This window comes from Oleiphilus sp. HI0067, from assembly GCF_001635735.1.
In genome coordinates, this window is record NZ_LWFI01001310.1 from 1 (window position 1) to 12,981 (window position 12,981).

At 44.9% G+C, this 12,981-nt stretch carries 14 protein-coding genes; all 14 read right to left on the reverse strand.

What is annotated here, in order from left to right:
- Window positions 1-526 (reverse strand): SMC-Scp complex subunit ScpB (locus A3739_RS20185; protein WP_197472464.1); only part of this gene is annotated, 526 nt, incomplete at its 3' end.
- 92 nt (window positions 527-618) lie between these two features.
- Window positions 619-1,500 (reverse strand): ScpA family protein, encoded by an 882-nt coding sequence (locus A3739_RS20190; RefSeq protein WP_082878520.1) that lies wholly within the window; start codon window positions 1,498-1,500, stop codon window positions 619-621.
- A gap of 13 nt (window positions 1,501-1,513) precedes the next feature.
- Complete coding sequence (locus tag A3739_RS20195) at window positions 1,514-2,731, reverse strand: tryptophan--tRNA ligase (protein ID WP_082878521.1); 1,218 nt, start codon at window positions 2,729-2,731, stop codon at window positions 1,514-1,516.
- An 88-nt stretch (window positions 2,732-2,819) separates the two neighbouring features.
- Window positions 2,820-4,172: a glutathione-disulfide reductase gene (gor, locus tag A3739_RS20200; protein WP_068479668.1), complete on the reverse strand. Its 1,353-nt coding sequence runs from the start codon at window positions 4,170-4,172 to the stop codon at window positions 2,820-2,822.
- A gap of 28 nt (window positions 4,173-4,200) precedes the next feature.
- Entirely contained in the window at window positions 4,201-4,827 is a 627-nt protein-coding gene (locus tag A3739_RS20205; protein ID WP_068479666.1) for an N-acetyltransferase, read from the reverse strand.
- 68 nt (window positions 4,828-4,895) lie between these two features.
- The gene (gene gspM, locus A3739_RS20210; protein ID WP_068479664.1) at window positions 4,896-5,396 is read right to left on the reverse strand and encodes a type II secretion system protein GspM; all 501 of its coding nucleotides are present in this window, start codon (window positions 5,394-5,396) and stop codon (window positions 4,896-4,898) included.
- Between the two features lie 8 nt (window positions 5,397-5,404).
- Window positions 5,405-6,697 (reverse strand): type II secretion system protein GspL, encoded by a 1,293-nt coding sequence (gene gspL / locus A3739_RS20215; RefSeq protein ID WP_068479662.1) that lies wholly within the window; start codon window positions 6,695-6,697, stop codon window positions 5,405-5,407.
- Between the two features lie 2 nt (window positions 6,698-6,699).
- Window positions 6,700-7,719: a type II secretion system minor pseudopilin GspK gene (gene gspK, locus A3739_RS20220; RefSeq protein ID WP_082878522.1), complete on the reverse strand. Its 1,020-nt coding sequence runs from the start codon at window positions 7,717-7,719 to the stop codon at window positions 6,700-6,702.
- Window positions 7,716-8,513 carry a type II secretion system minor pseudopilin GspJ gene (gene gspJ, locus A3739_RS20225; RefSeq protein WP_156502718.1) on the reverse strand — a complete coding sequence of 266 codons (798 nt, stop codon included), beginning with the start codon at window positions 8,511-8,513 and terminating at the stop codon, window positions 7,716-7,718. Before gspJ ends, gspK begins: the two co-directional genes overlap by 4 nt.
- A gap of 4 nt (window positions 8,514-8,517) precedes the next feature.
- The gene (gene gspI / locus A3739_RS20230) at window positions 8,518-8,898 is read right to left on the reverse strand and encodes a type II secretion system minor pseudopilin GspI (RefSeq protein WP_068479656.1); all 381 of its coding nucleotides are present in this window, start codon (window positions 8,896-8,898) and stop codon (window positions 8,518-8,520) included.
- Entirely contained in the window at window positions 8,898-9,506 is a 609-nt protein-coding gene (gene gspH / locus A3739_RS20235) for a type II secretion system minor pseudopilin GspH (protein WP_068479654.1), read from the reverse strand. The genes gspI and gspH overlap by 1 nt, the downstream gene beginning before the upstream one ends.
- Window positions 9,507-9,509: 3 nt before the next feature.
- Window positions 9,510-9,947, reverse strand: coding sequence for a type II secretion system major pseudopilin GspG (gene gspG, locus A3739_RS20240; protein WP_068479652.1), 438 nt, complete (start codon window positions 9,945-9,947; stop codon window positions 9,510-9,512).
- A gap of 29 nt (window positions 9,948-9,976) precedes the next feature.
- Entirely contained in the window at window positions 9,977-11,188 is a 1,212-nt protein-coding gene (gene gspF / locus A3739_RS20245) for a type II secretion system inner membrane protein GspF (protein ID WP_068479650.1), read from the reverse strand.
- A gap of 2 nt (window positions 11,189-11,190) precedes the next feature.
- Entirely contained in the window at window positions 11,191-12,717 is a 1,527-nt protein-coding gene (gene gspE, locus A3739_RS20250; RefSeq protein ID WP_369819816.1) for a type II secretion system ATPase GspE, read from the reverse strand.
- Window positions 12,718-12,981: the final 264 nt, after the last annotated feature.

Genomic DNA, 12,981 nt, shown 5'->3' on the forward strand with positions numbered 1-12,981 from the left:
GAAATAATTTAGTCGTGGCATAAATTGCTGGGCGACCTGGAACTTCACGATGACCTACGACCTTTATCCATTGTCTTTCTAATAAGGTCTTCATTATGTGCGAGCTAACAGCCACACCACGAACATCTTCGATTTCACCTCTGGTAATAGGTTGTCGATATGCAATCAGCGACAGAGTCTCGAGTAAAGCACGTGAATACTTTTGCGGTCGCTCTTCCCATAAACGCCCTACCCACATAGATAAATCTTTCGCGGTCTGGAAACGATACCCACTCGCGACCTTGCTTAGCTGAATACCACGAGATAAATAATCATTCTGAAGTTCTTCCAAGACCAAACGAATGTCTGATTTCTGCGGCTGTTCATGCAATTCAAACATTGCATGGAGCTTATCAACGCTCATGGGCTTGTCCGATGCCATTAACGTTGCTTCAACAATGCGCTTCAACTGCGTTAAATCGAATGAATTACTTGTTGAACGCACTGAGCCAGCTTGATTGACTTCCGTTATTTCAATGTCAGACATGATCTTGTTTTTTTGTTTATCTAATTGGGAATAACTAGATTGTCGCCGTTTTGACTAAGAAAACGCAACCGAGGGTTTCATTTAGGTTTGAATTATTGCGGAAGCAACTTTGCTTTCACGTGAATAGCGCCAAAGGCTTCTGCTTGCACGAACTCTACTAATTGCTCTTTGATCAATTCCATAATCGCCAAAAACGTAACCACAACACCTTGCCGACCTTCTTCGAGAGTGAAAAATCGCTCGAATGGTACGTAGCTAGCATCATTAAGTTGTTGCAATACAAGAGACATCCGTTCACGCGTGGAAAGCGTTTCACGCTCAATTTGATGACTAATAAAATGGTCGGACCGTTCTAGAACATTTTTTAGCGCGAACATTAGCTCATCAAGACTAACATCAGGTTGTCGAACAGCAACTTCTTCCATGTTTGCCGCGACGCGCGATGCGAAATAATCTTTGTCAAAACGAGGTAAAGCATCAATATCTTCGGCAGCAACCTTAAAGCGCTCATATTGTTGCAGGCGACGAATCAATTCAGCACGCGGATCTATTTCTTCGCCATCTTCATTTTTTGGCTTAGGTAGCAACATTCGAGACTTAATCTCTGCCAACATCGCGGCCATCAATAGATATTCTGCCGCAAGCTCAAACTTTAACTCTCTGGCTGCATCGATATATTGCATATACTGTTTCGTAATTGAAGCAACATCAATATTCAACACATCCATGTTTTGCTTTCGAATCAAATAAAGCAATAGATCTAGCGGACCTTCAAAAGCCTGTAATATCACTGATAATGCGTCAGGCGGAATGTAAAGATCTTGGGGAATTTCGGTGAGAGGTTTGCCATCAACAAAAGCTAATGGCAAAACATGCTGTTCATGTGTGGCAGGTGACTCTAAAGTGTTTGATAACTCAGCATTGTCATCATTTGGCGTCTGCGCTGATGTATTTACTGAGTTATCATTTTGCATAAATCGCTCGTAGTTACGCTCCGAATGAAAGGCCCATCACCTGACGGACTTCTTCAAGTGTGGCTTTCGCTGCATCACGCGCACGCTCACGACCTTCAACAATAATACTTTGCACTAACTCAGGGTTCTCTTCATATTGGCGAGCGCGTTCACGAATTGGACGCTGTTCTTCAAGTACCGCGTCAATCACGGGCTTTTTACATTCAAGACAGCCAATTCCTGCACTGCGACACCCAGTTTGAACCCACTCTTTCGTTGATTCATCAGAGTAGACTTCGTGAAGTTTCCAGACAGGACACTTATCAGGATCACCGGCATCAGTTAAGCGAACGCGCTGAGGGTCGGTTTGCATTGTGCGAATCTTCTGTTCAACGACATCAGGCTCTTCACGTAATGCAATCGTGTTGCCGTAAGACTTCGACATTTTTTGACCGTCAAGCCCTGGCATTTTAGATGCCTTGGTCAATAATGCTTGCGGCTCTGGCAAGACGACCTTACCGCCACCTTCAATGTAGCCAAACAAGCGTTCACGATCACTAATCGTAATATTTTGCTGATCTCGAATTAGCGCGCGTGCTGTCTCTAATGCCTCGTCATCACCTTGTTCTTGGAAACGTTTTTGAAGCGTTCGATATAGCTTAGATGCCTTCTTGCCCATTTTTTTGATGGCTGCTTCTGCTTGCTCTTCAAAACCTGGATCTTTGCCATACAGGTGGTTGAAACGTCGAGCTACCTCGCGCGTTAATTCAACGTGCGCAACCTGATCTGCACCTACCGGAACAAGACCGGCACGGTACACAAGGATGTCAGCGCTTTGAAGTAAGGGATAACCCAAAAAGCCATATGTTGCGAGATCACGCTCTTTAAGTTTCTCTTGTTGATCCTTATAGCTTGGCACTCGCTCTAACCAACCAAGCGGGGTCATCATAGATAAAAGTAAGTGAAGCTCGGCGTGCTCAGGCACGTGAGATTGAATAAACATGGTTGCGTTGCCAGGGTTAATCCCCGCAGCTAACCAATCAATCACCATATCCCAGACGCTTTGCTCAATGTCATAAGGCGCTTCGTAATGCGTTGTGAGTGCATGCCAGTCAGCTACAAAGAAAAAACATTCGTAATCATGCTGCAACTCAACCCAGTTTTTTAAAACACCGTGATAATGCCCCATGTGTAATTTACCCGTTGGGCGCATACCGCTTAACACACGCTGTTGTAATTCAACCGAACTCAAAACTAACTCCTAAGCAAAAAATTAAAGCGCGAGTATACAAGCTTTTATGATACTCGCTAAGGCATTTGTTGTACTTATGCGACTTGGTCTAACGCGCTTGACGCATTGTCACAAACTCTTCTGCGGCTGTCGGGTGAATGCCGATCGTACTATCGAATACAGATTTGGTAGCTCCAGCCTTGATGGCAATTGCGATACCTTGAATAATTTCACCAGAATCAGGACCTACCATATGAGCTCCCAACACTTTATCCGTGTCTTTATCTACAATGAGTTTCATCATACTGCGTTCATTTCGACCACTCATTGTATGCTTCATTGGTTTAAAGCTTGAAGCATATACGTCTACATTAAATGATTCTCGTGCTTGCTCTTCTGTTAAGCCAACCGTACCGATATTTGGTTGGCAAAATACCGCTGTAGGAATATTTTCATAATCAACTGAAGATGGTTTTTTATCAGCAAAAAACAGTTTTGAAAGATACATACCCTCAGCTAAAGCGACCGGCGTCAATTGAACACGGTCAATCACGTCACCAATTGCGTATACACTCGGAACCGACGTTTGGAAGTCATCATTTACGCACACTGCTCCGTTTGGTTTGAGTTCTACGCCTAAGTCTTCCAACCCCAAACCGTCAACTTTAGGCACACGCCCCAATGCTGTAAGAACCAAATCGGTCTGCAAGACCTCGTGGTCAGACAGGTATACTTGATACGAGTCATCGCAATGCGTGACGCTATCGATATTCGTATGAGATATCAGCTTGATACCTTTGTTTTGAACTTGCTTGGCGACAAAATCACGAATTTCTTCATCAAAACCTCGCAGTAGTTTCTCTCCTCGGAATACCACTGTGGTGTCAACACCGAGTCCGTTCAAAATACCTGCGAGCTCAATCGCGATATAACCACCGCCCTGAACAACTGCAGACTTGGGCAATGTATCTAGATAAAAGAATTCATTCGAGGTGATGATATGTTCACTACCTGGGATATTTAGTTTGTGAGGCCAGCCCCCTGTCGCGACCACAATTCGTTCGCTGGTATACTGCTGGTCACCGACTTGAACGATATTCGGCCCAACGAGCTTAGCCGAGCCGTTTATAATCTTAGCTCCGCTATTCTCTAGCAGGTTCTGATAGATGCCGTTCAAACGACCAATCTCTTTGTTCTTGTTATCACGCAAGGTCGGCCAATCGAAATTCAAGTCACCCGAGTTTGTCCACCCAAACCCCTCACCGTCTTCCAACTCCTCTATGACATGTGATGCATATACGAATAGTTTTTTAGGCACGCAACCGACGTTGACACAAGTACCACCAAGATAACGGTCTTCAGCAACCGCAACTTTTGCTCCAGAAGCTGCTGACATACGTGCTAAACGTACGCCACCAGAACCAGCACCAATAACAAACAAATCAAAATCGAATTCAGACATTTCTTACTTCAGTATGTGAATTTATAAACTAGAAACTTTTAAAAAGGACGCTCTCAGTCACGTCACCAACAGCTACACTGCCGACAATGCGATAACCAAGCTTTTCATAAAAACTGATATAGCGCATATTGCCAGTATCTAGCGCGATTCCAGATGATGCAGGATTTTCTCGGCAAACTTCTTCGACCGCAGCCATGAGCTGTTTACCGTAACCAAGACTACGGTGTTGGGCATCGACACCAATCAAAGGAAGCTCATGGTGCTCTCCGTGAGGAAGAACTTTATGAATTTGCTTATGATATTCAATGTATCGCCAAGTACTTTCAGAACCTGCCGTTAATAACATTCGCATTCGCCAAGCAAATTGCCGACTCAAATCAAGACGAACCACAGGGCTACCAACTAGAGCAACCGCGATCAAGCGACTGTCTAGTGTTAAACCGATTACTTCTTGATCTAACGAAAAGTGTAAGTGGCATAATTCCCGAATAGTGGCGCGTACTCGCTGATCATAGCCAGGACGTTCCGCTTGGAACAAATATTTGAAAGTAGGTTCGTGCTTGTAAGCACGAAATAGAATTGTTCTTGCTTCCTTAATGGCACTGGCATCAAGCCTTACTACACGCGCCTCTACTTCATCGGTGGTAATTGGCATCCTGGGACCCCTTTTATAGATGAACGAGCTAAACGTAGTGTGCTCATAAGAGCACAAGTGCAGTCAGTTTAGGACGATAGCGTCAACCTTGCACTAACAACACCGGGTTTATCTTCTTTTTCAACGGAAATTTGCTCGACCTGCACCCCAACACTACGTTCGAGAGTGCTGAGCCATGTGACTAATGTATCGAAGGACACATCTTCAACCCAGAGTTTGACCTTATTCTCTCCGCTAGGTTCAAAACGTTTTAGGTTTAATGATTGCTTTCGTGCCATGTTCGTCACAGTAGAAACCAATTGCTGGCTATTAAGATTAGAAGCATTCGACGTATTCGATGAAGAACTGCGCAGCTGATCGCGCGAACTCTTAACCAATTCAAGAAGAGCTGCTTTATCTTTTAGGTCTTGCTCGGCGCGATCCATATAGCTTTGTGCTGGCACCCACATTGCGAAGTACATAAGTGAAGTAACAACTGCGACAAACATAACTTTTAGGCTGAGCTGCTCACGCGCTTCTAGCGATTCCCAACGATCCTTCGCCTGAGTAAACAATGGACTTTTAATCATGATTTACCCTACCCCTCACTTACGCTCAAACGTCCGCGGTAATATTGATTCTCTTGAACCGCGGAACTTATTTTCGCAATCAAACCTGCCGAAACAATTGCGGTTTTCAGCTGATCCATCTGTTCAAAATTCTTAGCGCGTAGTTCGATTACTAGCTCACCGCGCTGGGCGTTAAAACTCAAGGCAGTAAACTGAATATCAGTAGAGTTTTTGCGCTGCTGGTATTGATAGCCTGCTTCGCCTAATAAGGTCAAGAATCCAACATCAGTACCTTTATTGTTCGATTGGCGAAGCTTACCTTTGATAATGCGAGCTAACCTTCCAACCGAAACATTTTTCGAATTTGGTACCGCTTGCTTGTAAGTTGCTAAGGCTTGTTGAGCCAGATCATCCGCAGATGACTGGTAGTGCATGCCCTTACCAATAAAAACACCAAGCTGTAACAAGAAAGCAATACATGCAACGCCTGCAACCCATGCCCATTGGCGCAATTGACCTGAACCCTCTTGGACGATTTTAAGCTCACCTTGGCATAGATCAATCTCTGGCGCACCCGCGTGAAAATAAGACTCTACCAATAAGTCTAAACTCGATATCGACAAGGCTTCGATATCGATATCACACCCTGGATATTGCTCTAACTCAGCCAATAAAATCTTATGATCGGCCTCATTCGCGTTGTGATCGTACACCTTAATTTTGATCGTTTCAGCGCTTTCGTCATCTGGACCAAGCAACAAAGTATCCATGTAGGGAACTAGATTTTGTGCTCGAACACGCACGGCACACTGTTTAGCGTTGACGATAGCGGTATCACCTTCGAGGCTGATAACAATATCAGCTTCAGATGAAACCAGCATCTCAGCGTCTATATACGATGCACTTAGTTGAACGTCCGGCTTAGCCTCAAGAACATCATCGTGAAACCCAATAAACAACGACTTCTCGACGCAACGCACAGGCGTACCCGTCTTACTGTTATTTTTACCTAATGCAAAATGCAGTAATTCGATATCTGTTGCTAGCTTATCTTCGATTGCGAATGCTATGGCTTGCTGGGCGTAACGGGCGTTCTTAGATGGAAGGTCAACGTTCGTACTGAAGCTCAAATTGCTCGGCCATACCAACACAGCCTTAACGCCTTCTGCTCCGTTTTGCATCAAGACTTGTTGCAAGTCATCTGTTGAAATAGCTGAGCCACCGCCGACTTTCACGCCACTCAAATCATAAAGACGCCAGTCATACCGCGCATCATTGGGTGAATAGGGTTCAACAGGTAAAAGAAAAACTTTATGTGCCATTATTATTGTGTACTCGTTTGCGAACCAGACTTAGTTATAAGGTACTTCTGGCCTTGATCACGTTGAATTAAGGTTACACTACCATCTTCTTGAGCGCGATAGAGAATTGAACGCAATCGAACTTTTCTCTCATCCAGCGTTATGCGTGTCGCTAGTTCATAAAAACTTGATGCGACACCTAAATAGGTTTGGTCTAATTTAAGTCCCTTTAAATCAGGTTCTTGAGCAAATTCTTGGATGTTTACCCAAGGCGTTTCGTCTGATTTTGACGCGAGACTCTCGGCTACCTCATCGGGCAAATTCTCAATGAGGCTTTGAAGTACTTCTGGGCTCGCCGTATTAACATTGATGGGCGCTCGACCTTGAGGGAGAGTCGATACGAAAGGCAGTAATACTTCATACGCTCCCTGGTTCACCCCCTCAATCAACAACATTTCGCTTGGATGCACGAACACCTGCCCTCCAGTGCGATAAGGCACATCCTTCGATAGATACTCTCCATCTTCATAGCCCTCAATACCGGTCGCATCTTGATTTTCATCTATCCAATCTTGAAAACGCTCTACCTTTACATCATCAAGGGAGAGTCTGTTAAGCAAACGCTTAAACCGATCAGCCATTATTTGATTCGCCACACCATCAACATAAACAAGGTCGTTGAGATTAATTCTTCCGTGTAAGTCATTAAACTGAGCTTCCAACAGAGCATTATCAACAGGAAGCAACAAGGCATCTTGCGTTTGCGCAGTATCGTCTACAAATTCGTTTTTATCTTTGTCTTCGCGCCAATCTTCTAAAAGCAAGCGCCGCGCATAAGTCTCGGACCCGAGCGCATATTCATAGGCTTGTGCGCTAGTAACCAAACCGCTCGCCCCGTATATAAATATTTTTTGTCGTTTATAAATGCCTGTTGCAAGAATCGCTACTAGCGCGAAGATCAATATGACAAGCATTAATGCGACACCACGCTGCTTTACGAGCGAGCCTTTAAACGGGGAAGATTGCGAGAATCCTAGCATCATAAATTCCCGCCTGTGATGCCATTATCAGGTGACGAATTTTGCTCTCCTGCGCCATTGTTAGAGGAACCCGTCCCATCTGAGTTGCCTTGATCACCACCGGCATTTTGATCATCACTATTTTCACCCTGCCCTCCATTCCCGCTCTGAGAGTCAATAAGCGTATTTTCCAGGTAATTCGGTAGCTGAAAAAGGCGAGAGATATTTCCGTAGCGAGGATGAGAGAGATTGATTTCTACAGCTTTTGGCAGCACTACGAAGCGGCGCATATTGTCTAATTCAGAGTCGTCAACCTCGAACTCTTGAGGTGGCCACTCGTCCACCCATGCATCACTATCATTGAGGTAACGAACAGAGAAAGATTCAACATCACTTAAAAGTCTTCGCGAAATCGCCTCCGAATCCTGGGCGCGGTCAAGAACCTTCCAATAACGCCTTATCAAATCGCCATCATCGATTGAATAAGCGACTCGCTGCGTATCTGAACGCTCTTCCTGAATTGGGTTTCGCCATCCAACACGCGTCAATTCGACGACATCAAACTCATCACCTGAAAGTAAGGCGGCAGAATAATCACCATATTCGTCTCGAATTGCACGGGGAACGACCTGTTGGAAGTCGCGAGCGATAAGTAATTGAGCACGTTGCAATTGCGACAAACTCTCTAAACTTTCCTGACCCAACTCGTAGGTGCGTATTGCAGTATTCAGCAATTGCCATGCCCCTAGGCCGATCAATGCAGTAATACTGATCGCTATCAATACTTCTAACAGGGTAAAACCATGACTGCGACGCATACGATTAATACCGACCAATGAACCCTGTTAATGAACGAATTTGCGACAATTCATTATCTTCAGACTGCCGAAGAGACACTCTCACTTCAACGCGATGGATATCTGGATTTTCTGTCGCTTGAACGGCCGTCACGACCTGCCACTCATCAGTGCCATATTCGATGTCTTCTTTATATTCTCGCGTGGCTGGCAAGCCTTCCTCAAGACGAAGCTGGGTTAACTTGTTCTCAGCAATCCACGTTGCGTAACTATTTAAACGAGCTGATAGTACGTTGTTGGTAGATGATGCACTCACTTCAAGCAGAACAACACCAATCAAAGAAAAGTAAACAAGCGCGACAAGCACCTCGATCAACGTAAACCCGCCATGGTTCGTTCGAAACATTACTGAGACTCATCTTCAAGGTGGGGTAACGATATTTCCCCAAACTCATTCAGCGTAACTTCTTTGAATATATCGAGGTCGTCTCGCAAACTTAAACGTACCGTAAAATTGGTAATCTCGCCGCTAGACAGAAACATGAAATCGGGCGTCTTTTTATCCCGCAGAGAAGAATCGCTAGTAGAACTTGAATCGTCATCATCAAAAACACTGCCACCAAATTCACTTTCTTCTTTTTCAGAGCTCGGGAGAACTACCTCTTCACCTTCTCTCTCAAATTCGAGAAACATCCATTCGGGCAATACTTGAGGTTTTAGGACTGGGCTGGTCGCGAGGGACCAATTTTGTTCTTCTTCGTTGTACGAAATGAAATCGTAAGCCTGCTCACTAATTCGAACACCGATTTCAGCATTACTAAAGATAGCTTCATTTGCCGCGGTTCGCATGAGCGCATGCATTCTATTGGTTTCTATATCCAATTCACGCGCTTGATTACCGCCGAAGCTCGTCGTAGCAAGGCCAGCGAGCAATCCAAGCAATACCATCACGACCAACAATTCAATGAGCGTAAAGCCCTTATTACGTTGATATTGCTCGGAAGAAAAAAACATAACTTAGTTCAAGTCGTGCACACTAATATCAGCCGCATCACCCTCACCGCCTTCGCGCTGATCTGCGCCAAACGAATACAGGTCGTAAGGACCTTCAGAGCCTGGGCTTACATACTGATATTCAACACCCCAAGGATCTTTTGGAACGCTTGGCAAGTATCCATCTTTGCTCCAGTTCTTTGGTTCAGGTGAACCTGATGGCTTATTAACCAAAGCCTCTAAACCTTGCTCAGTGCTAGGGTAATTGAAATTATCGAGCTTATATAAATCCAGAGCAGACGAAACGTTACGCAACTGCGTTTTAGCAACGCCAATTCTCGCTTCTTCCCCGCGTCCAAGTATATTTGGCGCTACCACTGCCACTAAAAGACCCAAAATAACCATCACAACCATGATTTCAATCAAGGTAAAACCATGTTGTTTTTTACCGTGGACACTCATTGAATAACACCTTTCTTCATTAGTTTTTTTTAGCCAACCAAGTTACTCATTCCAAGGATTGGCAACATAATCGCGAGGACGATAATTAATACCACGCCCCCCATTAATAAGAGCATTAAGGGCTCGAACAAACCGACAATCGTTTCAATTAGTGCGGCCAAATCACTCTCTTGATGGCTCGCAGTTCGCTCTAACATCTGATCCAGTTCGCCGCTAGACTCACCGCTAGCAATCATATGAACCATCATCGGTGGGAAATATCCCGTATTCTCTAGCGCTTTGTGCAGACTCGCACCTTCACTGACTTGTTTCGCGGAGTCTTGTAATGACGCTTTAAGACAGTCGTTACTGAGAACCTCTGAACTAATTTTCATCGCTTCAACTAGCGGCACGCCAGAGCTAGTTAAAATACTCAAGGTACTTGCAAACTGAGCAGTATTTGTTCCCCGACTCAATTTCTTAATAAATGGCCAAACAAGCAATTGTCGGTGCCACTGAAATCTAAAGCTGGGCCGTTTCAACATATACTGGAAACCAATAAAAGCGATCACCAACAATGCAGCTAGTAATCCACCCCATTCTGCTAAAAAGTCGCTAACGCTCAGTAAAGCTTGCGTCAAAGGAGGGAGAGCCTGCCCATTATTGATAAATACCTCAATGATGTCAGGCACCACATAGGTCAACAAGAACACAACAATAGAAATTGCAACGATCGACAATATCACTGGGTAAATAGCTGCTAATTGGATTTTCTGACGCGCAGCCTGACGTCCTTCGGTATAATCAGCGAGTCGATTCAACACTAAATCTAAATGCCCGGCAGTTTCGCCAGCTGCAACAGTTGATCGATATAACTTAGGGAAAGCCGCGGGGTATTCCGCCAAGCTATCTGCCAAGGTAAAACCTTCTAAAACCTTCGATCGAATCGCCAAAATCATACTGCGAATATTAGGTTTCTCACTTTGAGAGGCCACGGCACTGAGCGTTTCTTCGATAGGGATCCCGCTTTGAACTAATGTGGCGATTTGGCGAGTAACTAAAGCAAGATCGCGTACGCTCAAACTTGGCTTACGCGCTAGAAGACTTTTAGACTGTTTTTGTTCAGCCGCTTGATTCGCCTCGAGCGGCATCCATCCTTTATCTCGAAGAGACTGACGCACCTGACGCGCGGAATCCGCTTCTATAACGCCTTTCTGTTTTTTACCACGCTCATCAAGAGCGACATATTCAAAGGCTGCCATAACTAACCTTTGTGTGTGACACGTAAGACTTCTTCAACAGTCGTCACACCATCTAAGATTTTCCTTGCCCCATCATCAAAAATTGCAGGGGATTTTTCTCGAGCGCAGGCTTCTAGTTCTTTCTCACTTGCACGATCGTGGATCAAGCTACGCATCTGATTATCGATCTCGATAATCTCGTAAACACCTAATCGTCCTTGATAGCCTAAGTGATTACATTCACTGCACCCTTTGGCACGGTATAGGGTTGGTGGATTTTTAGGATCAACTCCTAGCAATCTGCATGTTCCCTCATCTGCAACATACGCTTCTTTACAGTCATCACAAAGCACTCGAACTAGACGCTGCGCAATAATTCCAACGAGACTGCTGCTAATCAAGAATGGCTCAACACCCATATCCATCATACGGGTTATAGAGCCAACAGCCGTATTAGTATGCAGTGTAGACAGCACTAAGTGACCAGTTAAACTGGCTTGAACTGCAATTTCCGCCGTTTCTAAATCCCGAATTTCACCGATCATCACGACATCTGGGTCTTGACGAAGTATGGCGCGCAAGCCTCTAGCGAAAGTCATATCCACTTTCGTATTTACTTGGGTTTGACCGACTCCTGGAAGGTTGTACTCGATCGGATCTTCGACCGTAAGTATGTTTCGACTACGGTCATTAATCTCAGACAATCCGGCATATAGTGTGGTTGTTTTACCAGAACCAGTCGGACCCGTGACCAGCATAATTCCATGTGGCTGAGCCAAAATAGATTTCAGCGTTCCGCTATCACGGTCAGTCATGCCTAAGTGTTGGATGCTTAGCCGCCCCGCGTTTTTGTCTAATAGACGCAGAACGATGCGTTCACCATTTGCTGACGGCATTGTGGATACACGAACATCTACTTCTCGCCCCCCAACACGAAGAGAGATACGACCATCTTGCGGAATCCGTTTTTCGGCGATATCTAATTTAGACATAACCTTGATTCGAGAAACGAGCAACGGCGCCAAAGCACGTTTTGGCTTTACGATCTCACGCAAAATGCCATCAATACGAAAACGCACGACAAGCTGTTTCTCGAAAGTCTCGATATGCACATCGGACGCCCCTGTTTTAACAGCCTCGGTCAAGATCGCGTTAATCAACCGGATAATAGGAGCGTCGTCTTCTTGCTCCAAGAGGTCTTCAGTTTCAGGCACTGAGTTTGCAAGGCTTGCAAGGTCCATATCGTCACCCAAGCCCTCAACCATTTGCATGGCCTCAGCTGAGTCACTTTGATAAGACGCGTTTAATGCTTCTTCGAATTCTTGCTCACTAACTAATTCAAAATCCAGCGAGCCACGAGTAACACGATTCACTTCTACGAATGCGCTATTAGTGATTCCAGCGCGATACAAAACCTTTTGTTCGTCATTAACCAACGCAATAACAACCCCCTGTTTTTTAGCGAATGTGAAGGGAAGCCTTTCAAACTCGGGGATTGTTGACGGTAGGTTTTCTTCTAGCTGATCAGGTGCGGGTGCGAGTTCGGTCACGCAACTCTCTCTATCATCTCAAAAATAATCGGGGCAAAAGCCAAAACGAATTGCCAAAACAGGACGCCATTCTATGTGTATTTATCGGCGCACCGTAAGCACAGTACATTAAATCATTGTAAGTCGAGTTTAAACTGAGCCATGCGTCACACCCGTCACGATGCCGTAAACTATGCGCCGATTTAATTAGCGAAACACAGATAATGGACTAAATTATCAGACCTCATAGCCGATATTAATTAACACAACGCTATGACAGCTTGT